20 protein-coding genes and 4 tRNA genes are annotated in these 26,028 nt (G+C 29.2%); 9 read left to right on the top strand and 15 right to left on the bottom strand.

Annotated elements, in window-relative coordinates; all coding sequences use genetic code 11:
- Positions 1–12 precede the first annotated feature (12 nt).
- From NON08_RS02985 to NON08_RS02940, 10 genes are all read right to left on the bottom strand, one after another.
- A complete protein-coding gene (locus NON08_RS02985; RefSeq protein WP_040406662.1) occupies positions 13–318 on the bottom strand; it encodes a cysteine-rich small domain-containing protein in 306 nt (101 codons plus the stop codon).
- 128 nt (positions 319–446) lie between these two features.
- Positions 447–1,355, bottom strand: coding sequence for a DUF1385 domain-containing protein (locus tag NON08_RS02980; protein ID WP_256690020.1), 909 nt, complete (start codon positions 1,353–1,355; stop codon positions 447–449).
- A 22-nt stretch (positions 1,356–1,377) separates the two neighbouring features.
- Positions 1,378–2,259 (bottom strand): ABC transporter permease, encoded by an 882-nt coding sequence (locus tag NON08_RS02975; RefSeq protein WP_023050170.1) that lies wholly within the window; start codon positions 2,257–2,259, stop codon positions 1,378–1,380.
- Positions 2,259–3,308, bottom strand: coding sequence for an ABC transporter permease (locus tag NON08_RS02970; RefSeq protein WP_256690019.1), 1,050 nt, complete (start codon positions 3,306–3,308; stop codon positions 2,259–2,261). Before NON08_RS02970 ends, NON08_RS02975 begins: the two co-directional genes overlap by 1 nt.
- Positions 3,301–4,821: an ABC transporter ATP-binding protein gene (locus tag NON08_RS02965; protein ID WP_413774015.1), complete on the bottom strand. Its 1,521-nt coding sequence runs from the start codon at positions 4,819–4,821 to the stop codon at positions 3,301–3,303. Before NON08_RS02965 ends, NON08_RS02970 begins: the two co-directional genes overlap by 8 nt.
- Positions 4,822–4,912: 91 nt before the next feature.
- Positions 4,913–6,424: a PP2C family protein-serine/threonine phosphatase gene (locus tag NON08_RS02960; RefSeq protein ID WP_256690018.1), complete on the bottom strand. Its 1,512-nt coding sequence runs from the start codon at positions 6,422–6,424 to the stop codon at positions 4,913–4,915.
- Positions 6,425–7,357, bottom strand: a complete 933-nt coding sequence (locus NON08_RS02955; protein WP_256690017.1) for a hypothetical protein — start codon at positions 7,355–7,357, stop codon at positions 6,425–6,427.
- A gap of 4 nt (positions 7,358–7,361) precedes the next feature.
- Positions 7,362–9,155 carry an excinuclease ABC subunit UvrC gene (gene uvrC, locus NON08_RS02950; RefSeq protein WP_256690016.1) on the bottom strand — a complete coding sequence of 598 codons (1,794 nt, stop codon included), beginning with the start codon at positions 9,153–9,155 and terminating at the stop codon, positions 7,362–7,364.
- Positions 9,136–10,005: an RNase adapter RapZ gene (gene rapZ, locus NON08_RS02945; RefSeq protein WP_256690015.1), complete on the bottom strand. Its 870-nt coding sequence runs from the start codon at positions 10,003–10,005 to the stop codon at positions 9,136–9,138. The genes uvrC and rapZ overlap by 20 nt, the downstream gene beginning before the upstream one ends.
- Positions 10,006–10,111: 106 nt before the next feature.
- Entirely contained in the window at positions 10,112–10,495 is a 384-nt protein-coding gene (locus NON08_RS02940) for a GrdX family protein (RefSeq protein WP_256690014.1), read from the bottom strand.
- Between the two features lie 147 nt (positions 10,496–10,642).
- Between NON08_RS02940 and NON08_RS02935 the strand changes: the two genes are divergently transcribed.
- From NON08_RS02935 to NON08_RS02920, 4 genes are all read left to right on the top strand, one after another.
- Positions 10,643–10,825, top strand: a complete 183-nt coding sequence (locus NON08_RS02935; RefSeq protein ID WP_023050178.1) for a hypothetical protein — start codon at positions 10,643–10,645, stop codon at positions 10,823–10,825.
- A 9-nt stretch (positions 10,826–10,834) separates the two neighbouring features.
- Positions 10,835–11,887, top strand: coding sequence for a carbamoyl phosphate synthase small subunit (locus NON08_RS02930; protein ID WP_023050179.1), 1,053 nt, complete (start codon positions 10,835–10,837; stop codon positions 11,885–11,887).
- A gap of 40 nt (positions 11,888–11,927) precedes the next feature.
- Complete coding sequence (gene carB, locus NON08_RS02925) at positions 11,928–15,134, top strand: carbamoyl-phosphate synthase large subunit (RefSeq protein WP_023050180.1); 3,207 nt, start codon at positions 11,928–11,930, stop codon at positions 15,132–15,134.
- 261 nt (positions 15,135–15,395) lie between these two features.
- Positions 15,396–18,002: a cation-translocating P-type ATPase gene (locus NON08_RS02920; protein ID WP_256690013.1), complete on the top strand. Its 2,607-nt coding sequence runs from the start codon at positions 15,396–15,398 to the stop codon at positions 18,000–18,002.
- Positions 18,003–18,090: 88 nt separating this feature from the next.
- Here the strand turns inward: NON08_RS02920 and NON08_RS02915 are convergent.
- From NON08_RS02915 to hflX, 5 genes are all read right to left on the bottom strand, one after another.
- Positions 18,091–18,167: transfer RNA gene (locus NON08_RS02915), tRNA-Met, on the bottom strand.
- Between the two features lie 3 nt (positions 18,168–18,170).
- A tRNA-Ala gene (locus tag NON08_RS02910) sits at positions 18,171–18,246 on the bottom strand.
- A 2-nt stretch (positions 18,247–18,248) separates the two neighbouring features.
- Positions 18,249–18,323: transfer RNA gene (locus NON08_RS02905), tRNA-Glu, on the bottom strand.
- Positions 18,324–18,344: 21 nt separating this feature from the next.
- Positions 18,345–18,420 (bottom strand) — tRNA-Gly (locus tag NON08_RS02900).
- Between the two features lie 109 nt (positions 18,421–18,529).
- Positions 18,530–20,323: a GTPase HflX gene (gene hflX, locus NON08_RS02895; RefSeq protein WP_256690012.1), complete on the bottom strand. Its 1,794-nt coding sequence runs from the start codon at positions 20,321–20,323 to the stop codon at positions 18,530–18,532.
- A 178-nt stretch (positions 20,324–20,501) separates the two neighbouring features.
- On the opposite strand from hflX, the gene NON08_RS02890 reads away from it, so the two are divergent.
- The 5 genes from NON08_RS02890 to pyrB all read left to right on the top strand — a co-directional run bounded on the left by NON08_RS02890 (position 20,502) and on the right by pyrB (position 26,013).
- The gene (locus NON08_RS02890) at positions 20,502–21,698 is read left to right on the top strand and encodes a dicarboxylate/amino acid:cation symporter (protein WP_240218814.1); all 1,197 of its coding nucleotides are present in this window, start codon (positions 20,502–20,504) and stop codon (positions 21,696–21,698) included.
- Between the two features lie 224 nt (positions 21,699–21,922).
- Entirely contained in the window at positions 21,923–23,554 is a 1,632-nt protein-coding gene (locus NON08_RS02885) for a Na/Pi cotransporter family protein (RefSeq protein ID WP_256690011.1), read from the top strand.
- Between the two features lie 52 nt (positions 23,555–23,606).
- Positions 23,607–24,734, top strand: a complete 1,128-nt coding sequence (locus tag NON08_RS02880) for an aminotransferase class V-fold PLP-dependent enzyme (protein ID WP_256690010.1) — start codon at positions 23,607–23,609, stop codon at positions 24,732–24,734.
- A 48-nt stretch (positions 24,735–24,782) separates the two neighbouring features.
- Positions 24,783–24,905, top strand: coding sequence for a hypothetical protein (locus NON08_RS02875; protein ID WP_256690009.1), 123 nt, complete (start codon positions 24,783–24,785; stop codon positions 24,903–24,905).
- A gap of 43 nt (positions 24,906–24,948) precedes the next feature.
- Complete coding sequence (gene pyrB, locus NON08_RS02870) at positions 24,949–26,013, top strand: aspartate carbamoyltransferase (protein WP_256690008.1); 1,065 nt, start codon at positions 24,949–24,951, stop codon at positions 26,011–26,013.
- Positions 26,014–26,028: the final 15 nt, after the last annotated feature.

Genomic DNA, 26,028 nt, shown 5'->3' with positions numbered 1-26,028 from the left:
AAGATAATTAAATTATTTTAAGCTGATTATTTTGTCCTCTTCTCCAATCTCTTTAAGATGTTCATTTCTAACAATTTCAATGACTTCCATCATTTTTTTTTGTATATGATCGTAACCAACATCTTTTATATGAGGAAGAATGCAATCAGAACAATCTTTAATTCCACCAGCTGTATATTTATACTTACCTCCGCACTCATTTCCTAGCATATAAAGTGGACAATAACAAAATAAACAGTTAAAGTTCTCAGTATTCTCCATTTTATGGCATGGAAAAAATTCACAATTTTTATTTTGATTAAATTTATAGTTCATAATACCTCCCAAATAAATAAAAAATCTATATCTAAAATATACTACTCTTGAATAATTAAATCAAGAAAAATAAACAAAAAAACAGTCTAAATAAAAAATTTAGACTGTTTTTAAATATTTAATATATATTATTAATAAACCTCTATAGCATTTTCAACAGGTTCGTTTAAAACTACTTTAATAGCTACAATAGCTACCTCTAACTGCTGAAGATCAGGTTCTTTTGTTGTTATTCTTTGAAGAGCCATGCCTGGAGCAGCAATCAATTTAACTAACCAATTATCTAAATGATTACTAGTGTATCTTTGAAGTTCATATGATATACCTGCAATTAGAGGCATAAAAAGAACTCTTAAAATAACTTTTGTAAAAAGTTTTGTTACAAAGCTAGTTGGGGGAGGTAGTATAAAGTCAAGACCAGTGAAAACAATAATTGCAATAAACATAACAATTAATAAGAAGCTAGTACCACATCTAGGATGAAGTGTTGTAAATTTCTTTGCATTTTCTGGAGTTAGATCAAGGTGTTGCTCATAAGCATAAATTGATTTATGTTCAGCGCCGTGATATTGGAAAACTCTTTGGATCTCTTTTGAAAAAGATATTAAGAAAATATATAAAACAAAGAAAGAAAGTCTCAACCCAGCTTCTAAAAGATTACTATGAATTTTATTGTCTCTAAATAAAAAACTACTAATAACAGAGGGAAGAACAATAAAAAGACCAATTCCCAAAGCTAAAGAAACAATGGTAGTCATAACAGCCTCTTTTTGAGATAGTTGCTCTTCTTCTACTTCAGCTTGATTAGCTGAAAATGTAAGTTCTTTAACTCCTAAAACTAAAGAGTCAAATAAAGTTATAGCACCTCTGATAAAAGGGATAGTAGAAAGCTTACTTCTACTTTTTGATATTTTTGTTTTTTTATAAACTATATCACCATTGGGTTTTCTAACAGCTGTAGCTAAAAGATCAGCATTTCTCATCATAACGCCCTCTATAACTGCTTGTCCACCTACACTTGAAAATTTTTCTTTACTCATTGTCACCATCCATAAATTTTAATTAGATTGTATTTTTGTCATAAGGTTTTCCTGAAGCACTAGGAGCAACCGCTTTACCAACAACTCCAGCAAGAGCTAGAAGAGTTAATAAATAAGGAATCATCTGGATAAACTGTGGTGGAATAAAAGTTACGTACTGTTGGATAACTGTTTGAGCTGCATCAGCAAAACCAAATAACAAACTAGCAAATAAAACACCTTTAGGTTTCCATTTTCCAAACACAAGAGCAGCAAGAGCTATAAATCCTCTTCCAGCTGACATCTCTTTTGAAAATTGACTAAGAGCTCCAATTGCTAAATATGTTCCTCCAAGCCCAGCAAAAACTCCTGACATAACAACACCAAAGTATCTAACTTTAGCTACACTAATACCAACAGTATCAGCAGCTAAAGGATATTCACCAACAGCTCTCATTCTAAGACCAGTAACTGTTTTGTATAAAAAATAACCAGACCAAATAGCTAAACCATAAATAATATAAATTAATAAAGAGAAGTCAAACAATAATGGAATTCTTGTTGCTGATGGACTATTAGATGCTTGTTCAAATAAAACTCTTAGCATAAAAATTGTGAATCCAGATGCAAAAAGATTTATAGCAACACCAGAAACTGTTTGGTTACCTCTATATTTAATACTTATTATAGCATGAACTAAGGCAATTAATCCACCAGATATAGCACCTGCTAAAATTCCAAGGACCCAACTTCCAGTATAATAAGATACAACAGCTGAAGAAAAGGCCCCAATAAGCATCATTCCTTCAAGACCGATATTAACAACTCCACAAACTTCAGAAAACATTCCACCAATAGCTGTTATAAGAATTGGAGCAGCTTGTCTGATTGTGGCTAAAATTAAACTTATAATAATACTTACCATTACTCAGCTCCTCCTTTTGAACCTTTTTCTAACCAAGATCTAATCATATTTTCAGCAGCGATTAGTAAAATAATAATAGCTTGAATCATAATAACCATTTGGCTAGGGATACTTGTATTAAATTGCATAGCTCTACCACCAACTCTAAGAGCAGCGAATAAAATAGCAGCTAATAAGGCTCCAATAGGATTGTTTTTTCCAAGAAGAGCAACTGCAATTCCATCAAATCCATAAGTAGCAGTTAAACCAGTTTTATAAGCATATTGACCAACTCCACCTAGAACTCTTTCAACTCCACCTAAACCGGCAAGAAATCCAGAAATACCTAGAGTTAAAATAATGATTTTTTTTACATTTATACCATTATTTTCAGCAGCTGTTGGATTATATCCAACGGCTTTAATATGATATCCAAGAACTGTTTTTTCAAGAATAAACCAAACTACGAAAACAGCAACTAAAGCTAGGATAAATCCATAGTTTAAAGGAACTCTTACGTCCAATAATTTCCCTAATCTTGCAGCTTCAACAACTGCAGGAGTTTGAGGATTGAATCCTGGAGCTTTTAAAGGATAATTTAAGCAATATTGTTCAAAGCTAACTGCTATATAATTAAGCATTATTGTAGATATAACTTCGTGCACACCAAGCTTAGCCTTCAGCCAACCAGCAATTCCAGCCCAAAGAAAACCAGCAAAACCACCAATTATTAAAATAACAAATACATTACTAATAAATGCATTTGCAACAAAACCACCGATAGCTGCAGCAGTAAGACCAGCCATAGTCATCTGTCCTTGAGCACCAATATTAAACATTCCACCTTTAAATGCAACTAAAACTCCAAGCCCAGTAAAAATAAGAGGTGTTGCTTCTAAAAGCGTTCTAGCAATAGGAGTTAGTCCATCAAAGGCTCCTGTAAATAAATAATAATAAGCTTTTACAGGATTTTCTCCCATATATAAAATTATACCTGCACCAATTAATAAAGCTAGTAATACTGCTATAATTGGAACAAGAATATTTAAGACTTTTTTGTTTTTAATCAAGTTTACCACCCGCCATAAGTATTCCAATTTTTTCTTCGTTTGCTTCTTCTCTAGAAAGGATTCCCGTTATCTTTCCAGCGCACATAACTGCAATTTTATCTGAAAGATTTAAAATTTCAGATAGCTCAGAGGAAACAACCATAACAGCTTTTCCTTTTGCTTTTTCATTTAATATTAATTTGTGAATTGATTCAATTGCTCCAATATCAACCCCTCTAGTAGGTTGACCTGCAATGATAAGATTATTATTTTTCTTTTCTAGTTCTCTTGCAACAATAATTTTTTGTTGATTTCCACCAGAAAGTCTACCAAATTCAGTATCAACACTTCTAGGTCTAACATCATATTTTTCCATAAACATTTCAGCATCTTTTCTTAGTTTAAAAAAGTTTAATAGACCAAATTTCGAATACTCATCTCTTTCAAGTCCAAGAGCAAAATTTTCCATAACACTAAATTGTGAAACAGCCGCTCTTTTATGTCTATCTTCAGGAATATGAGCCAATCCTAATTGAGATATTTTTCTAGGAGTTTTTTTCTTTAAAATAACATTGTCAAGAATCATCTCTCCAGAAAAGATATCTTTAAGCCCAGTAAGAGCTTCAACAAGTTCAGTTTGTCCACTTCCTTCAACTCCAGCAATACCTAAAACTTCTCCTTTTTTAATATCAAATGTAGCATGATCAACTTTTGTAACACCAAGATGATCTTTAACACTGACATTTTTTACAGATAAAACTACTTCACCAATTTCAACTTCAGGTCTTTCAGTTGTAAAAAGAACAGCTCTTCCAACCATTGCATTTGCAATCTTTTCTTTGGTTGCTTCTTTAGTTGGAAAATTAGCAATATCTTTACCTCTTCTGATAACAGTTATATTGTCAGATATATCCAATACTTCTTGAAGTTTATGAGAAATAAAAATAATAGTCTTTCCTTCCGCAATTAAATTGTCCATGATTTTATAAAGCTCTTTTATTTCTTGTGGAGTTAAAACAGCTGTGGGTTCATCAAAAACAAGTAAATTAGCACCTTTAAAAAGTATTTTTAAAATCTCTACTCTTTGTTGCATACCAATAGATAAGTCAGATATTAAAGCATCTGGATCAATAGCTAAACCGTATTTTTTAGAAACCTCAATAACATCTTGTCTAGCTTTGTTGATGTCTAAAGACGTCCCTTTTTTAGGTTCAACCCCTAAAATCATATTTTCAGCAACAGTTAATGTAGGAACTAACATAAAATGCTGATAAACCATTCCAATTCCTAATTCAGCGGCTTTACTAGGTGAATCTATTTCTACTTCCTTCCCATGGTAAAATATTTTACCAGAAGTAGGAGTATAAAGACCATTTAACATTTTCATAAGTGTTGATTTTCCAGCTCCATTTTCACCAACAATAGCGTGTTTTTCACCTTTTAAGATTTTTAAAGTGATATCGTCATTAGCGATAACTTTTCCATCTAAGAAAGTTTTTCTGATGTGTTGCATTTCTAAGATATAATTATTCACTTAGAATCCTCCCTAAATTTATTTCAAGATTAAATTATAAAAAATAACCTTATAAAATTATATTATGTTATATTAAAGTAGTCAACTTTTTTTATTCATCTCTCTTAATAATAACAAATGTTATGTCGTCATTTTGTTCACAACCATTTTGAAAATTATTAATTTCAGACAATAATTTTTGTTTTATTTCCCTAGAAGAAAGATGATTATTTTCAAGAAGAACATTTTTTAATCTTTCAATACCAAAAAGTTCTTTATTTTTATTTTCAGCTTCACTTATTCCATCGGTATAATAAATGACAATATCCCCAATATTAAGATGAACTTCTCCTTGTTTATAGTTATAGTCATCTAGAAATCCTATGGCTACTCCTTTAACTGAATGAGTTTCAATTTTTTTAGTGACGCTGTTATATACAACTAGTGGGTTATGACCAGCATTGGAGTATGTAATAGTTTTAGTATCGTAATTGTATTTGCTATGCATCATAGTAATAAACATATCTTCTGTTATATCAGGATAAATTAATTTATTAAGCTTTCTAACATTACATCTAGGTTGTTCTCCTTGAAGTTCTAAAGTTTTTAAAACAGATCTTCCCAAAGCCATAAGAAAAGCCGCAGGAACTCCCTTACCACTTACGTCAGCAATAGTAATACTGAAAGTTTTCTCGTCTAAAAGAGAGTAATCGTAATAATCTCCTCCGATTTCTTTTGCAGGTTCAAAAAAAGTTGCTACATCAAGACCAAGAACCTTTTTTATTTTTTTAGGTATAATTCTTTTTTGAATTCTAGATGCTACTTCTAACTCTTGTGACATTCTTTCTTTAACTACTAGATCAGAATATATTTGAGCATTATTAATAGCTATTGCAACTTGAATAGTTAAAGCTGATATAGTTTCTTCATCGCTCTTTATAAGTTTAGATTTATCTTCGATTATAAAAATGACTCCTAATTCTTTTCCTTTTACAGTTAGAGGAGATGCAATAATTTTTTCATCAGGAGTAATAGAAAATCCTTTTAACATTTCACTATAAACTTTTTTATAGTCTTTTTTTGTAAATTGAGACAAAACTTCTTCAGGATAGCTAAGTTCTCCTCTAAAATGTATTTCTCCTTTAATTCTTTTATTGATTAATTTGTTTCCTTCCCATAAATAAAGGGATATTCTTTTAGCTCCAGTTAAAACAAAATAAGCATCAAGAATAGTTGAAATAATTTTATCTAATTCCATTATAGACAAAACAGTTCTAGAAAGAGAATTGATATTTGATAGACTAGCAACTCTTTGCTCAAGAACTTGATTACTATATTCTAATTGTTTGGATTTAGTAAGTAAGGATTCATAAGTAACTTCAAGTTCTTTTTTATATTCTCTTAATTCTTCAATAGAATTATCAAGTTCTAAATCTTGTTTAGTAATAGCGGTAGTTGCTCTTTCATAATCATTTTTTAAATCGTCAGAAATATCGTTTAAAAACTGCTTGCTAACAAAACTTTTTAATATTTTGCTTGTTTCTTCAAAATTCTTTTTTTCTTGTTTTTTTAAAATTAAAAAGAAAATGAAGAAAAGTATGATAAACGAAAAATATGTAATCAATTATTTATCCTCCCATGTAGAGAATTTATTTTCTAAAGTTTCATTATTAGTTATTTTTTTCCAGTCTTTTCTTTTCCAGTTTATTATTTTTGAAACTCCAGTGGAATTTCTTGAGATATCTTTTAAATTATCTAAAGATAAAGGAGAGCTAATAGTAGATATAAATTCATAATCTTTATTGGAATAAATTTTATTGTTATCTCCTATAAATATAACTAGACTTTTTGAAAAAGCTTTAAAACCTGATGTCGTATTAGAATTTTCAAAGATAATAGGATTAGTAGAAAATTTATCTATATTTGAAAAATTTGAGTTTAAATAAATAGGAACATTTTTAATATTAATATTTGAGTCGTAAACAAAGTTTTTTTGTATACTTTTTATATTATCAATTAATGATTTTCTATCAAGTAAAGTATTTTCCATAAGAATACTTTTGTCTAATTCTGTATATAAAAATTCAGGATTATACATATTTTCATTATCAGTAAGTTTTAATAATAAATAATATTGTTTATTTAAAAATTGTTGTAAATCTCCAGCATTTGTAGGAGTAGAAACATTTAAAGTGTTTAAATAATCGATATCATTTTCATTAAGATCTTCAACTACTTTCATGCCTAGAATCTCTTTATCAAACCATCCTGTATTTAAAAGTGAAGTGAAGTCAATATACATATTTTGTGTAATAAGAAGATTAAGATTATTTTTTTGAACTACAGTTAATTCAGAAAGAGTTTTATTTAAATTTTTATAAAAATCGATCTTTTTATTGTAGGATTGAGGATAATCTAAAGAAACTAAAGTAAAAGTATATTTTCCTTGTGGTATAGAACTATTAAAAACAATGTTTTGACTTTGGTCTTTTCTACTAGAGAATTGAGAACATCCAACAAAGGTAACTAAAGAAAAAAGTAAAATAAATTTTTTCATAATATTAAATCAACTCCTTTATTTTTATGGCTAATTGTTTAGGAATAATTTTTTCTAAGTCGCTTAAAGTAGCTTTTTTTATTTGTTTAACAGAACCGAAAGTTTTTAAAAGAAGTTCTTTTCTTTTGGGTCCAACTCCAGGAATACTGTCTAACTCACTAGAAATAACTCTTTTATTTCTAAGAAGTCTATGATACGTAACTCCAAATCTGTGAGCTTCATCTCTAACACGTTGTAAAATTTTTAGTGCTTCGTCACTTTTAGAGAACATATAAGGAAAAGTCTCAGTATACTTATAAATTTCTTCCTCTTTTTTAGCAATACTTAAAAGTTCAGAAATTCCATCTTTACCAAGGTTTTTTAGAATTTCACCAACAGCATTTATTTGTCCAAGACCTCCATCGATTAGTATAACATCTGGAAATTCGTTAGTAGGAAGTTTGCTATATCTTCGTTCAATTACTTCTCTCATCATTTGAAAATCATCTGGGGTATCTTTTGAAGTAATTTTAAACTTACGATAAAGTTTTTTTGCTTTTTTTCCTTCAATAGTAACACTCATTGAAGCAACAGCATCTTTTCCTTGGATATTTGAGATATCAAAGCATTCAATTTTAAATGGAAATCTTTTTAAATTTAGTTTAGTATAAAGATCATTTAATCCTTTTTCTACAACAGATTTTTTATTATAAAAATTTTCAATATCTTTTTGTAAATTTAAAAGCCCCATTTCTAAAAGTTCTCTTCTTCTAGATTTTACCTTAGGGAAGAAAAAAGAAAGTTTTTTATTAAAAACACCTAAGAAAATATCTTCTATTTTTTTTTGCTCACTTATTATACTTTCTTGAAAAATAATATTTTTAGGTATAGGGTATTTTGAGTAGTAAGTTACTAAAATATCTTCTAAAATATCATCATAAAACTTATTCTCTAAGTTTATGTTATGAAAGTTTTTTCCTAAAATTTTTCCATCTCTAATATTTAGAATGCATAAAAAAATTTTATCATCTTCTAGTTTAAATAGAAAGATATCTTCATCAATAGAATTAGTAGCATCACTTATTTGACTTTGTACATTATTTTCAATTTCTTTTTTTTGTTCCCTAAGAAAAATAGCTTTTTCAAACTCTAAATTTTCTGCAGCAAGTAACATATTATTTTGTAGTTTTTGTAAAATTTGTTTTGTATTACCTTTTAAAATTTCTTTAATATCTTTAACATTATCTTGATATTGAGCTAAAATAGATTTATCTATACATGGACCACTACAAAGTTTCATATGAAATTTTAAACAAGGTCTAGAATAGAGCTTAGTCATATCTCTATTACAATCTCTAATTTGATAAAGTTTAGTGAGTACTTTTTTTAGATTCCAAACACCGTAAGGATAAGGACCAAAATATTCACCTAAGCTAAGGTTAAGTTTTTTTGTTGTTCTAATTATAGAGAGTTTAGGAAAATATTCATTAGTTACTAAAAGATAAGGATAAGTTTTTTCATCTTTTAAATTAATATTGTATTTTGGTGAATATTTTTTTATAAGATTGTTTTCTAAAATTAGAGCATCAAGCTCTGTATTACAAATAATGAAATCTAGATCATCAATGTGTTTAACAAGTTCTTTTGTCTTTTCATTTGAGTGTTCTCTATTGAAATAGGAAGAGATTCTTTTTGAAAGATTTTTAGCTTTTCCTACATAAATAATTTTAGAATTATATTTCATTAAATAAACCCCTGGATTTTCAGGAATATCTTTATTAAAAATAGTTATCATAAACTTACCAATTTCCTCTCTCATTTTCTCTATGTATAGAATAAATATTCACTTCGTTGATATTTTTTAAATCTTGTTCAAGTTTTCTAACAAATGAAACAGAGCGATGTTTTCCTCCGCTACATCCTATTCCTATTGTTAGGTGTCTTTTTTCATCTTTTATATATCCTGGGATTAAAAAAACTATTAAATCTAAAATTTTTTCATAAAGAATTTTAGATGTATCAAAACTCATAACATAATTAAAAACATCATCATTTAATCCAGTTTTTTCTCTAAGGTCTTCTAAATAGTAAGGATTAGGTAGTGTTCTAACATCAAAAATCATATCAGCATCAATTGGAATCCCATGTTTAAATCCAAAAGATTGTAGATGGATATTCAAAAGAATGCTTTTAGAAAATGAAGCTACAGCAATTTCGATCTTTCTAGAAAGTTCTTTAGCACTTAAAAAACTAGTATCAATTATTAAGTTGGCTTTATCTTTTATATCCTCCATTAAGAATATTTCATCTTCAATACTTTGGAGTAAAGTATCTTTTGTAAGGGGATGTTTTCTACGAGTTAAATTATATCTATTTAAAATTGATTGAGTAGAAGCTTCTAAAAAAATAATTTTATAATCGACGTTCAAATTATCAATTTCATTAAAAAAGGTATTAAAATCATTTTCATTGATAATTGTTCTAATATCAAGACCTAAAGCGATTCTTTTCACACTGTTATCTTTATTGGAGTTTTTTAAATCTTTTAAAATAGCTCCAGCAAATCTAAAGGGAATATTGTCCATAGTGAAAAACCCTAAATCTTCTAAAGTTTTTAAACCAGTAGATTTTCCCGAGCCGCTAAGTCCAGTTAAAATAATTAGCTCCATAGTATTTTTCCTCCAAATATGTTTTACTTTATTATACAATAATAAAATATAAAATTATATAAAAAAATAAAAAATGGACAGGGTTTTTACCTATCCAAAAATCATTTTATAATAAATTAATTTTAGAAATACTATCTCTAATTAAATTTAAATCTACAAATCTAAACTCTTCTAAAGAAATATCATTTTGTGACTCTTTAGGAGTAAAGTTAACCTTTTTTATAATATCTAGAACTCCAATAATTATTTTTATCGAGTGAGAATTATCTTCAATTTGTTTATCAGTTATTAAAATAGATTTAAAAGGATTATCTTGATTTTCTAAATTATATAAGATTGGATCACTTAAAAGTCTGTGTCCCTCTAAACATTTTTTTTCTATGAAAGTTAAAACTCCTTCAATATTGTGGTTCTCTAAATAAATTACATTATCTGTTTCTTTAAAAAAATTAAAAACTTTATTGTTATTTGTAATAATTTTATAATCCATAAAAAACCTCCCGTTTTATGTGTATGATTTTTCAGTAGTAATATTACAACGTAAACCATAATATATCAAGAGTAAAAAAATAAAAATTGACAACTTTTTAAAATTAGTATATACTCTTTCTCAGAGCAAAAAAAAGGAGGATGGAATATGGTTTTTAAAAATGGCACAAAAATTAAGAAAAAAAAGAAAAACTATTTGTCGTTTTTAAATTTATTTATTTCATTTATTAATAATTTATTTATGTTTTTAAATTTATTAGTTTTTAATTTTAATATTTATATAGATAAGGAATATGATTTTCATATTCCTTTTTTTATGCAAAAAATTTAGGAGGTTTAGATGAAGGGGAAGTTAATTCTTGAAAACGGAATGAGTTTTGATGGAAAAATTTTTGGAGAATTAGGTGAAAGCGTTGGAGAGCTTGTATTTAATACAGGAATGACAGGGTACCAAGAGTTACTTACGGATCCATCATATTATGGTCAAATTGTTGTTATGACTTATCCAATGGTTGGAAACTATGGAATAAACTTAGAGGATATGGAATCTAGCGGAATAAAGTTAAAAGGATTTATAATTAAAGAGGACGCAAAGCTTCCAAATAACTTTAGATGTGAAATGACATTAGATGGATTTTTAAGACAATATAATGTAGTTGGATTTAAAGGTGTAGATACAAGACATTTAACTAAAATAATAAGAGAACAAGGAGCAATGAAAGCTCTAATAACTTCAAAAGATTTAACTCAAAAAGAGATAGACGAGCATTTTGCAAAATTTAATAATAGTGACGCTGTAGAAAAAGTTAGTACAAAAGAGATTTATGAGATTCCTGGACCTGGAAAAAGAATAGGAGTAATAGATTTCGGTGTTAAGAGAAATATATTGAGATCGTTTGAAAAAAGAGGAGTTCATCAAATTGTATTTCCTTGGAATGTAACTGCAGAAGAGTTATTATCACATGATTTAGATGCAGTGTTTTTATCAAATGGACCAGGAGATCCAGCAGAATTAACAGGAGTAATAAACGAAATAAAAAAATTAGTTGGAAAATTACCTATTGTTGGAATATGTTTAGGACATCAGTTATTAGCTTGGGCGCTAGGTGGAACAACAACAAAGTTAAAGTATGGACATAGAGGATGTAATCATCCAGTTAAAGATTTAGAAAAAAATAGAATATTTATAACATCACAAAATCATGGTTATGTTGTAGATAAAGTACCTGAATCAATGAAAGTAACACATATAAATTTAAATGATAACTCTATCGAAGGAATGAGAAGTGAAGAGCATAGAATTTTATGTGTACAGTATCACCCAGAAGCATGGCCAGGACCAGCTGATTCAGAATATCTGTTTGATGATTTTTTAAAAGTAATAGAGGGATAATTTTTGAGGTTATTTAAGTAGAGTTTGTAGGAGGCGTATAATGTTAGATAAATCGATAAAAAAGACACTGGTAATAGGATCGGGACCAATTATAATAGGACAAGCAGCAGAGTTTGATTATTCAGGAACTCAAGCATGTGAAACATTAAAAAAAGAGGGGATAGAAGTTGTATTAATAAACTCTAATCCAGCAACAATAATGACAGATAAGGCAGTTGCAGACAAAATATATATAGAGCCAATTACAGCAGAATTTGTGGAAAAAGTAATTGCAAAAGAAAGACCAGATTCTATTTTAGCTGGAATGGGTGGACAAACAGCTCTAAACATGGCAGTTGAATTAAATGATAAAGGAATACTTGAAAAGTATAATGTAAGAGTAATAGGAACATCTATTGAATCTATAAAAAGAGGAGAAGATAGAGAACTATTTAGAGAGGCTATGGATAAAATTGGAGAGCCTACAATAGAGAGTAAAATAGTTGAAACTTTAGAAGACGGGTTTAAAGTTGCAAGAGAGATTGGATATCCAGTTGTTGTAAGACCAGCGTATACTCTAGGGGGAACAGGAGGGGGAATTGCTGATAACCCTCAAGAATTAGAAGACATTTTATTAAAAGGATTAAAGCTATCAAGAGTTGGACAAGTACTAATTGAAAAATCAATCTTAGGATGGAAAGAGGTTGAATACGAAGTAATCAGGGATAAAGATGGAAACTGTATAACTGTTTGTAATATGGAGAATATAGATCCAGTTGGTATCCATACAGGAGACTCTATAGTTGTTGCACCATCTCAAACACTTTCAGATAGAGAGTATCAAATGCTAAGAACATCAGCATTGAAAATAATAAATGAAATAGGTGTAGTTGGAGGTTGTAACGTTCAGTTCGCTCTTCATCCGAAATCATTTGAATATGCAATTATTGAAATAAATCCAAGAGTTTCTAGATCATCTGCGTTAGCTTCAAAAGCTACAGGATATCCTATAGCAAGAGTTGCAACAAGATTATCTTTAGGATATACATTAGATGAAGTTGTAAATGAAGTAACTGGAAAAACTTTTGCATGTTTTGAACCAGCATTGGATTATATAGTAGTAAAAATTCCAAAGTGGCCATTTGATAAATTTAAGAAAGCTAATAAAAGACTAGGTACGAAAATGATGGCAACTGGAGAGGTTATGGCTATTGGAAATAACTTTGAAGCTGCATTTTTAAAAGGACTAAGATCATTAGAGATTGGAAGATATAATTTAGAGCATCCTGTGGTAGAGAAAATGACTATGGAAGAACTAAAAGAGATAGTTGTAAGACCAGATGATGAAAGAATTTTCGTTGTTGCTGAGATGTTAAGAAGAGGATATGTAAAGGAAAAGTTACAGAAATTAACTGGAATAGATAAGTTCTTTATGGAAAAATTAGAGTGGCTTGTAAAGCAAGAAGAGTTAATGAAAAAGATGGAGCTTAAAGATTTAGATGAAAAATTCTTAAAAAATGCTAAGAAAAAAGGATTCTCAGATAAAGGAATAGCTCAGTTGCTAAATGTAACAGAACAAGATATTGCTAGAAAAAGAAGAGATTATGGAATTAAACCAGTTTATAAAATGGTTGATACATGTGCAGGAGAATTTGCCGCAGATTCATCATACTTTTATTCAACATACGATCAATTTGATGAAGTTGATGTAACAGATAAAAAGAAAGTTATAGTAATAGGATCTGGTCCAATAAGAATAGGGCAAGGAATAGAGTTTGATTACTGTACAGTTCACTCAATAAAAACTTTAAGAAATATGGGAATAGAGAGTATTATTATAAATAACAATCCAGAAACAGTATCTACAGACTTCTCAACTGCAGATAGACTTTACTTTGAACCATTAGTAACAGAGGATGTTATGAATATCATTGATAAGGAAAAACCGGCAGGAGTAATCATTCAATTTGGAGGTCAAACAGCAATAAAATTAGCTAATGACTTGAGAGATAGAGGGGTTACAATACTTGGAACTTCAGCAGAGATGGTTGATGCTGCAGAAGATAGAGAAAAGTTTGAAGATATAATGGAAAAATTAGATATAAAAAGACCAAAAGGTAAAGCTGTATGGGACGTTGAGCTTGGAAAGAAAATAGCAGCAGAAGTACAGTATCCAGTTTTAGTAAGACCTTCATATGTTCTAGGTGGACAAGGAATGGAGATTTGTCACGATGAATACAATCTTGTAAATTATCTAAAAGCTTCATTTGAAAGAGATCCTGAAAATCCAGTTTTAATAGATAAATATTTAAATGGAATTGAAGTAGAAGTAGATGCAATATGTGACGGTGAAGATATTTTAATACCAGGAGTTATGGAGCATTTAGAAAGAGCTGGAATACATTCGGGAGATTCAATAACAATATATCCTCCACAAAATTTATATGAGGGGACAGAAAAGAAAATTGAAGAGATTACAAGAAAAATTGCAAAAGAATTAAAAATAAAAGGTATGATGAATATCCAGTTTATAGCATACGAAAATGAATTATATGTAATTGAGGTAAACCCTAGATCATCAAGAACAGTACCTTATATAGCAAAAATATCTGGAGTTCCAGTAATTGATATAGCAACAAAAGTAATAATGGGAGAAAAACTTCAAAACTTAGGGTTTGGAACTGGTATTTATAAAAAGCCATCTGTAGTTGCAGTTAAAGTTCCGGTATTCTCAACAGAGAAATTATCAGGAGTTGAAGTTTCATTAGGACCTGAGATGAAATCTACAGGAGAAGTTTTAGGAGTTGGACATACAGCAGATGAAGCTATATTTAAAGGTCTTTTAGGTGGTGGAAGAGTTCAAAATGTAAGAAATAGAAAAGTTCTTTTAACAATAAGAGATAAGGACAAAGATGAATTTTTACCAGTTGCAAAATCACTTAAAAGCTTAGGTTGTCAACTGTTTGCAACAGAGGGAACTCAAAAGTATTTAGCAGAAAAAGGAATTGAAGCAACAGCAGTAAGAAAAATCAATGAAGAATCACCAAATATTTTAGATTTATTAAAAAATAGAGAAGTGGATTTATTAATAAATACTCCAACTAAGGCAAATGATGCTCAAAGAGATGGATTTAAAATAAGAAGAACAGCTATTGAATATGGGGTAGAGGTATTAACTTCGATAGATACTTTAAATGCAATAATAAAAGTTCAAGAGTTAAACGTTGATAAGATGGACTTAGATGTATTTGATATAGCACAAATATAAAAAAAGTTGACAAATATAAAAAAAAAGTATAAACTTCATTAAGTTATATTAAAAATAAAGATATACTCAAAGGGAGTAGTCAAAAGTATAGTGTCAACATCTCGATTTGAAAAAATCTGGTACTATACGCCTAAAAAAGGTGACAAGACTTTTAGTGTAGGTTTTAACCTACACTGAAAGTCTTTTTTTATTTTTGAAAAATGAAAATATCTATTAAGTCGGTAAATAATTAAAAATATAAAATTATATGGAGGGAAATCTATGAAGGATTTTTATTCGAAAAGTAAAGAGGAGTTGTTAGGGTATTTTGACACTTCTGAATTAGGATTGAAAAAAGAAAATTTAGAAAAATTAAAGGAGGAGTATGGAGAAAATGTACTAAACAGTAAAGAAAAGAAAACTGCAATAGCGATTTTTTTAGAGCAATTTAAGGATTTTTTAGTAATAATTTTATTAGTTGCAGCAGCAATTTCATTTGTTTCTGGAAATAAAGAAAGTACAATAGTAATTTTAGCAGTAATTATAATGAATTCAATTTTAGGTACTGTTCAACATTTAAAAGCAGAAAAATCGTTGGAAAGCTTAAAGAAAATGTCTTCTCCTAAGGCTAAAGTAATAAGAGATGGTCAAAAACAAGAGATAAACTCATCTGAATTACTTCCTGGAGATATTATTTTAATAGAAGCAGGAGATGTTGTTCCAAGTGACGGGAGAGTTTTAGAGACACATTCTTTAATGGTGAATGAAAGTTCTTTAACAGGGGAATCAGAAAGTGTAGAAAAAATTTCTCAAACTATAGATATATATGATTTAACAGTGGGAGATCAAAAAAATATGGTTTTCTCAGGAAGTTTAGTAACATATGGAAGAGCAAAAGTCTTAGTGACAACAATTGGAATGAAAACAGAATTAGGAAAAATTGCTTCATTATTAGATGCGACTGAAGATGCTATGACACCACTACAAAAATCGTTGGAGAAATTTGGAAAAAAATTATCAATAGCTATAATAATTTTATGTGTTGTTGTATTTTTTATGAGTGTAGCTAGAGGAATAAATATATTAGAATCGTTAATGTTTGCAGTAGCTTTAGCAGTAGCAGCGATTCCAGAAGCGTTAGGATCAATAGTTACAATAGTTTTAGCTATTGGAACACAGAAGATGGCCAAAGAGAATGCTATTATAAAAAAGCTTCATTCAGTAGAATCACTGGGATGTGTTTCAGTAATTTGTTCTGATAAAACTGGAACATTGACTCAAAATAAAATGACAGTTCAGAATCTTTATGTAGATGGGAAAGTAGTAGAATCTGAAAAAATTGATTTAAATTCAAAAATAGAGATGGGACTTTTAAGAAGTGCTATTTTATGTAGCGATGCAGTAAACAATAACGGTCAAGAGATTGGAGATCCAACAGAAGTAGCTTTAGTAAATATAGGGCATAAATATAATTTAGCTGAAGTTGAAATTAGAAATAAGTATCCTAGATTAAAGGAGTTGCCATTTGATTCAGATAGAAAAATGATGAGTACTCTAAATGAAATTGAAGGGAAAAATTATTTAATAACTAAAGGAGCGCCAGATGTTATTATAGAAAAAGCAAAATATATTTTAAGAGAAGGTGGAAGTATTGAAAAAATATTAGAGTCTGATATAGAAAATATAAAAAAAGCAAATATAAATTTTGCAGAGCATGGATTGAGAGTTTTAGCTTTTGCTATGAAAGAAATGGAGAATGTGAGAGATTTAGAATTTGACGATGAAAACAGTTTTATTTTCATAGGTTTAATTAGTATGATTGATCCACCGAGAGAAGAGTCTAAAGAAGCTGTAAAAAATTGTATAAGAGCTGGAATAAAACCAGTTATGATAACAGGAGATTATAAAGTTACAGCTAAGGCTATTGCCAAAGAGATAGGGATATATAAAGATGGTGATGAGACTTTAAATGGTGTTGAAATCGAAAAAATGAGTGATGATGAGCTTATAAAACATGTGGAAAGAATATCGGTTTATGCAAGAGTTTCACCAGAACATAAGATTAGAATTGTTTCAGCATGGCAAAAGTTAGGGAAAATTTGTGCTATGACAGGGGATGGAGTAAATGATGCACCGGCTCTAAAAAAAGCAGATGTAGGAATAGCTATGGGAATAACAGGGACAGAAGTTTCAAAGGATGCAGCATCTATGATATTAACTGATGACAATTTTTCTACAATAATAAAATCAGTTGTAACAGGAAGAAATTTATATGCTAATATAAAGAATTCAATAAGATTTTTATTATCAGGAAATACAGCTGGAATCTTAGCCGTATTTTATGCTTCCTTAATGGGATTACCTGTAATATTTGCACCTGTACATCTTTTATTTATAAACTTACTAACAGATAGTTTACCTGCCATTGCAATAGGAATGGAACCTTCACATGGTGATGTTTTAGATGAAAAACCAAGAGAGGCTAATGCCCCGTTATTAGATAAAAAATTATCTGGAAGAATTTTAATGGAGGGTATGTTAATTGCAATCGTAACAATGGTTGCGTTTTATCTAGGATATTCAAAAGGTGATGCCGGATTAGGAAGTACTATGGCGTTTTCAACTCTATGTTTAGGAAGATTATTTCACGGGTTTAATTGTAGAGGAAATGGTTCTATAATAAAGTTAGGAATAACAAAAAATATGTTTAGTATATATGCATTTTTATTAGGAACAGCTTTATTATATGTGGTTTTATTAGTTCCTTCATTCCATGAAATGTTTGCGGTATCAGATTTGAGTATGACTAATTTTGGAGAAATTACATTATTGGCATTTATTCCAACACTGATAATTCAAATGTTGAAGTATATAAAATATGATAGATAAAAAAAGCTGCTTAAAGCAGCTTTTTTTATTATATCAACTATATAGTAAAAATAAAAAAACACTCTTATTAAGAGTGTAAAATTTCAAATGGTGCCTAGAAAAGGATTCGAACCTTCGACCGCTCGGGTATGAACCGAGTGCTCTAGCCAACTGAGCTATCTAGGCAAATGGTGGAGATAAGCGGAGTCGAACCGCTGACCTACGCAGTGCAAGTGCGTCGCTCTCCCAACTGAGCTATATCCCCAATGGTACCCCGTAGGGGAATCGAACCCCTGTTTATAGAGTGAAAATCTATTGTCCTTACCACTGAACGAACGGGGCAAGTGTACCAAAATATTAAAATGGAGCGGGAGACGAGGGTCGAACTCGCGACATTCAGCTTGGAAGGCTGACGCTCTACCAACTGAGCTACTCCCGCAATCACAAAAACATAGTATCATAATATAAAAAAAATGTCAATGCAAATTTTAAAAAAATAAAAAAATAAAAGAAGTCAAAAATTTTGACTTCTTTTTAATAAAAAATAATTAAATTTCTTTTATTATAAATTTAGAACATTTATTGAATACTTCATCACTAACAGTTGCAATGACTAAAGTTCCGTCAGCTTCATATGACTCATTTTCAATAATAGCATTTCTATGCAAATATGCATTGATTGAACTTTCTGAATAAGGAATTAAAAGTTCTATTTTTTTCATTGTTCTTGGAAGGGAATCAGTTATTTTTTCCATTAATACATCGATATTAATCTCATTTTTAGCACTGATTTCAACAATATCCATATGACTATATAATTCTTTTAATTTTTCAATTTGCTCCTCAGTAGCTACATCACATTTATTTAAAGCAAGTATAGTAGGTTTGTCTATTGCACCTAATTCTGTTAAAACATTTTCAACAGATTTAATCTGTTGAACAACAGTATCGCTTGAAGCATCAACTAAATGAACAAGTAAATCAGAAAAAATAACTTCTTCTAATGTGGATTTAAAAGCTTCAATTAAATCATGAGGAAGTTTTCTAACAAATCCAACAGTATCAGTTAGAGCAGTAACTCTTTTATCTGGAAGAACCATAGTTCTAGTAGTAGCATCTAAAGTTGCAAAAAGCATATTTTCTGCAAAAACAGCTTCTTTTTTAACAGTATTATCACTTGGATACATTTCCACAAGAAGATTTCTAAGTGTTGATTTCCCTACGTTAGTATATCCAACTAAAGAAACTCTAGGAATACCAGAACTTTCTCTTTTAGTTCTTTGAAGAGCTCTAATTTTTTTTATTTTTTCTAATTCTTGTCTAAGAGCAAAGATTTCATCTTTAATTCTTCTTCTATCTATCTCTAACTTTTTTTCTCCAGGTCCCTTAGTTCCAATTCCTCCACCAGTCCTAGACATGATACTACCTAAACCAATAAGTCTTTGACTTCTATACTTAAGTTGTGCTAATTCAACTTGTATTTTAGCTTCCCTAGTTCTAGCTCTTCTAGCGAAAATTTCAAGAATAAGTATTGTTCTATCAATAACTTTACATCCCGTAACAGCTTCTAAGTTTTTAATCTGAACTCCACTTAACTCTTCATCAAAAATTATTAAGTTAGCATTTTTAATCTGTCTTAATAAAGCTAACTCTCTAACTTTTCCACTACCAATATAGAAGATATTATCAATTCTTTTGATCTTTTGAAAAATTCTTCCAGCTACATTAACATCACAAGCTCTTGCTAACTCTTCTAATTCATCTAAACTTTCTTCAGAATCCACACCAACAACTATAGCATATTCACTATCATCTTCAATAACATCACTTTTTCTAAGTTCAGCCTCAATTTCTAAAACTTTATCTAAATAATCTGTAGACATAACTTTATCTAAAGATAAATTTTCGATTTCTTCATAAGTTAGCTCTTGATTTTCTATCTTGCAGTAACCTATATTAACACCTGTTATTTCAGTTTCTCCTACTCCAATAGCTAATATAGCATCCAATTTTAATTTTAATAAAGCTGAAATATCAATCATAGAAAGTTTAGAGTATCCATTGGGATGAGTATGAATAACTTTAACTCCACTTAATTTTTTACTAGAGATTTCCAAAATAGGCAGTTCAACACTATTACTATCTCCAATAGCAACTTCTAATATTTTTCCTTTTCTATCAATTGAAACACTAATTTCACGATTTATAACTCTAGTTATATCAGTTATAAGTGCAACAATTTCAGGGCTAACAAGTTTTCCTTTTTCAACATTCATACTATAAATAGTATCCAATTCTGCTAAAATAGAATCTCTAACTCCTTCAACATTACCTTTTATCATATTTCACATCCTTGACCTTAATATAATTAAGTTTTTATATTAATTTTACTACATATATATAAAAAATACAAATTTAATGATACTTCTATAAAAAATATTTGCAAATCCGAAAAAAATGTAGTATTACATATATTATTGGTTATTTTATAAACAAAGTTAAATACTGGGAGGAGAAAAAATGAAAAAAATAGGTCTTTTACCAAAACTGATTTTAGCGATTATAATTGGTATAGGAGTTGGAATGCTAGGAATGGAGGTACCTATAAGATTATTAGCAACATTTAATGGTATTTTCGGAAATTTTTTAAAGTTTTCAATACCACTTATTATAATAGGATTTGTTGCACCTGGAATTGGTGATTTAGGAACTGGAGCAGGAAAATTACTAGGAGTGACAACAGCTATAGCTTATATCTCAACTGTTTTAGCAGGATCATTTACATATTTTGTAAATACAGCAGTATTTAAAATGATTTTAAAAACAGGTTCTATGTTAGAAACAGCAGATAATCCTGAGCATGCTTTATTATCGGGATATTTAACGATAAATATGCCACCTATAATGGATGTAATGACGGCATTACTTATGGCTTTTATTTTAGGAATTGGAATTGCAATAGTAAAAGGACACGCAATAAAAGATGTAATGAATGAGTTCCAAAAAGTAGTAGAGGGAATTATTAGAAATATAATTATTCCATTCTTACCATTACATATAGCTGGAATCTTTGCAAATATGACTTACGCTGGACAAGTGGCTACAATATTAACAGTATTCTCTAAAGTATTTGCTGTAATTATTTTATTACATATAACAATACTTTTAATACTTTATTTTATAGCTGGAGGAATGGCTGGAGCAAATCCTATTAGATTACTAAAAACAATGTTACCAGCGTACTTTACTGCTATAGGAACACAATCATCAGCAGCAACAATACCAGTAACATTAAATCAAACTAAAGAAAACGGAGTTAATACTGGAATTGCAGAGTTTGTGGTACCACTTTGTGCTACAATTCATTTATCAGGAAGTACTATAACTTTGGTTAGTTGTGCAATGGCTATAATGATGTTAAATGGAATGAGTATAACATTTGGAACAATGTTTGGTTTCATATTAATGTTAGGAGTTACAATGGTCGCTGCGCCAGGGGTTCCAGGAGGAGCAGTTATGGCAGCGTTAGGAATTATAGAAACAATGCTTGGATTCCCACCAACATTAACATCTATAATGATAGCTCTTTACTTAGCACAAGATAGTTTTGGAACTGCTTGTAATGTAACTGGAGATGGAGCAATAGCTATTATTGTAAATAAAATAGCAGGATTTAAACTTGAAAAAAATTCTAAAGAATTCTTTGATAACATATAAAAAGATAGAAAGAATTATCAGTAAAAATAAGCATTAGAAGAGGTGTTGAAAAAAACATCTCTTTTTTTCATATTGTGAAAAAATATTTTAATGTTAAAAACGTGTAAATTTTAAGTTAAAAAATGGTTTTTTATTTTACATTTATTAAAATACGTGTTAGAATTTACCAGATTGACTATTTAACCAAAAAAATTAAAATAAAAAAGTAAAATTTAGGAGGAAAAATGTACTTAGATATCTTTTTTAAGGTTCTAGGAGGACTAGGTCTATTCTTGTATGGAATGGAAAATATGTCTAAAGGAATGCAAAAAATGGCAGGAGAGAGATTGAAAAAAATTCTTGCTATGCTTACAACAAACCGTTTTATGGCAATAGGAATGGGAGTATTTGTAACAGCACTAGTTCAATCTTCATCTGTAAGTACTGTAATGACAATAGGATTTGTTAATGCATCATTATTAACATTAAAACAAGCACTAGGAGTAATACTAGGAGCTAATATAGGAACGACAATAACTGGATGGATATTAGTTTTAAAAATAGGAAAATATGGACTTCCAATGGCTGGAGCGGCAGCTATTTCAACAATGTTCTTTACTAGTGAAAAAGCTAGAACGAGAGCAATGGCAATTATGGGACTAGGACTTATATTCTTTGGATTAGAATTGATGAGTGATGGTTTAAAGCCGTTAAGATCATTACCGGAGTTTGTATCACTTTTCCATGCGTTTACAGCAGATACATATTTTGGAGTATTAAAGGCAGCAGCGGTAGGAGCATTATTAACAGCAGTAGTTCAATCATCTTCAGCAACTTTAGGTATAACTATAACGCTTGCTGTACAAGGGTTAATTGATTATCCCACAGCAGTAGCATTAGTTCTAGGAGAAAATGTTGGAACAACAATAACAGCATTGTTAGCTTCATTAAATGCAACAGCAAATGCGAAGAGAGCAGCTTATGCACATACAATAATCAATATTGCCGGAGTTTTATGGGCAACAACGATATTTAGATTCTATTTAGGATTCTTAGAGCATATTTTAGATCCAGATAACAATTTAACTGCAGCTATAGCAACAGCTCATACAATGTTTAATATAATAAATGTGTGTTTATTTATACCATTTACTGGATATTTAGCTGATTTCTTATGTAAAGTTGTAAAATCAGATTCACCAATTGCAAAGGAAAGAGTAACTCATTTAGATATATTAATGGCAGATACACCATCAGTTGTAGTTGAGCAAACCCAAAAAGAGATTTTAACTATGGGAACTCATATAAAAGAGATTTTTGTAAAGTTAGATAATGTACTAGCTGGAAGAGAAAAAATTGATAGTCAAGTTGGAAAAATAGAAAAGTTAGAAGATACTTTAGATTTATTCCAAAAGGAGATATCAGATGTAAACTTCCATATTCTAAATGGTACTTTAGATAATTCTAATACTGAAGATACAAGAGAAAATTTACAAACTTGTGATGAATATGAAACAGTAAGTGATTACTTATTAAGAATAGCTAAAACATTGAAAAAAATGCAAGATAATGGAATTGAACTAAATGAATATAAAAGAGCTACTTTAAATCAATTACATGTAAATGTTGAGGAATTATTTAGTGATATAAATAGAGCTTATGAATTAAGAGATAAAAATTTATTTATAGCAGCAATAAAAAAATGTAATTTTATAAAAGAAGAGTATAAGAGAGCAAGAGCTGAACACTTAGAACATGTTTCTGAAAATGTAATGCCAGCTATGCTAAGTACAGGATATATGGATATTTTAAATAATTATAGAAGAATTAAGGATCACTTATATAATATAGTTGAAGTTTTTGCAAAAATAAACTAAGATAAAAGAGAGGAGAAATCCTCTCTTTATTATTTTTTAAGAGGAGAAAAGTATGAAGATATATTATTTTGATAACTCAGCCACAAGCTCACCAAAACCAGAATCAATTTATAAAGTTGTTGAAAGTGCAATGAAAGAATTTAATGCAAACCCAGGAAGAGCAGGACATAGAAAAGCTGTAGAGGCTGGAAGAAAAATATACGAAGTAAGAGAGAAGATAGCAAAGTTTTTTAATATAAAAAATAGTTTAAATATAGCATTTACAGCTAATGCAACAGAGTCATTAAATTTTGCAATAAAAGGTGGTATTCCTCAAAATTCACACGTTATAACAACAAATTTTGAGCATAATTCTGTTTTAAGACCATTATTTTATATGCAAGATGAAAAAGATATAAAATTGACTTTTGTTAATACATATGATGAAATTGAAAAAAATATTACTTCAGAAACAAAAGCAGTTGTAATTAATCATATATCTAATGTAAATGGTACTATTCAAAATATAGAAGAGATAGGAAAAATATGTAAAAAACATAATCTTTTGTTTATACTAGATGCTTCACAAAGTGCGGGGTATTCGTATATAGATATGGAAAAACATAACATATCTATATTATGTTTAACAGGGCATAAATCCATTTTTGGAATACAAGGGATAGGAGCGATTTGTATAAAAGATGAAATAAAAATAGAGCCAATATTAGAAGGAGGAACTGGAAGTTTTTCAAAACTTTCAAGACAACCCAAAGAGATGCCAGAAATGTTAGAGGCTGGAACTTTAAATACTCCAGGAATTCTAAGTTTAGGAGCTGGAATAGATTTTATAAATGAAATAGGATTAAAAAATATAAAAAAACATGAGGATATTTTAATAGAAAAATTTATAATTGGACTTAATAAATTAGAGAAAATAAAAGTTTACAAAAGCTTTACAAAAGATCAAGGGCCAGTAGTAAGTTTGAATATAGAAGGGATTGATAGTGGAGATTTAGCTCAAATTTTAGATGAAGAGTTTGGTATTTTAGTAAGACCTGGATTTCATTGTGCCCCGTTAGCTCATAAAGCTATAGGAACTTATGAAATAGGAGCGGTAAGATTTTCATTTGGATATTTTAATACAGAAGAAGAGATAGATTATGCACTAGATGCGTTAAAAAATATTACTTTACAAATTTAAAATGTTATGATATACTTTTCAAAGTGTAAAAAATGAGGAGGGTAAAAAGTGAGAAATTTGTTAAGTATTTTTGAGCTAAAAAAAGAAAAAAAGAAAAAAACAATATTTTCATTATTTTTATCTTTTAATTTTGATTTTAATATATGGAATAGAAGTTACATTAACTTGTAATTTCTATTCCTTTTTTTTTAGCTAAAAATATTAAGGAGGAAAAATGAGAGATTTTATTTCAATGAAAGATTTTACAAAAGGTGATATTTTAGAGGTTTTAAGAGTAGCAAAAGAGTTAGAGAAAAAAAATGAAGAACTTTTGAAAAATAAAATAGTTGGAAGCTTATTTTTCGAACCTTCAACAAGAACAAGATTATCATTTACATCAGCAGCTTATAGATTAGGAGCTAAAGTTTTAGGGTTTGATTCGCCTGATGCCACTTCTTTAAAAAAAGGTGAATCGTTAAGAGATACAATAAAGATGACAGAAGCTTATTCTGATGTAATTGTTATGAGACACAATAGAGATGGAGCGGCTCGTTTTGCAGCAGATATAGCAAAAGTACCAGTAATAAATGCAGGAGATGGTGCTAACGAACATCCAAGCCAAACTCTTTTAGATCTATATACAATTGAAAAAGAGTTTGGAAGTATAGAGGGAAAAAAGGTAGCTTTTGTAGGTGATTTAAAATATGGAAGAACAGTTCATTCATTAACTAAAGCGTTAGAGATGTTTAATTGTGAGTTTTACTTTATAGCACCAGAAGCAATCCAAATACCAGAGTATATTGTAAGAGAGCTTGAGAAAAAAAATATAAAATACCATATATTAAATGACTACAAGGATGTTTTAAAAGAGATAGATGTGTTGTACATGACAAGAATTCAAAAGGAAAGATTTGATAATCAAGAGGATTATGAGAAAGTAGCTGGAGTTTATATTATAGATAAAGAGAGTATTGTGGGTAAATGTAAAGAAAATATGATAATTTTACATCCATTACCTAGAGTAGATGAAATAAAAATAGATTTAGATGAAACAAAGCATGCTAAATATTTTGAACAGGCAGCAAATGGAGTTCCAACAAGAGAAGCTATCTTTTCAATAGCATTAGGATTAATAGAAATACTAAAAGATGAAACTGTAGAAAAAGATATAAAAAAATCAACTAAAATTGTTTGTAGTAATGAAAAGTGTATCACAAAATTTGAGGAAACAGAAAACAAGTATGTTGTAGATAAAGAACATGAATATTGTTACTATTGTAATAGAGATATAAAAAAATAAAATATTTTAAGATAG

Origin of the sequence: Cetobacterium sp. NK01 (genome assembly GCF_024506395.1) — a bacterium.
In the GTDB taxonomy this organism is placed as follows: Bacteria; Fusobacteriota; Fusobacteriia; order Fusobacteriales; family Fusobacteriaceae; genus Cetobacterium_A; species Cetobacterium_A somerae_A.
This window is presented reverse-complemented; position numbering and strand designations above follow the sequence as displayed.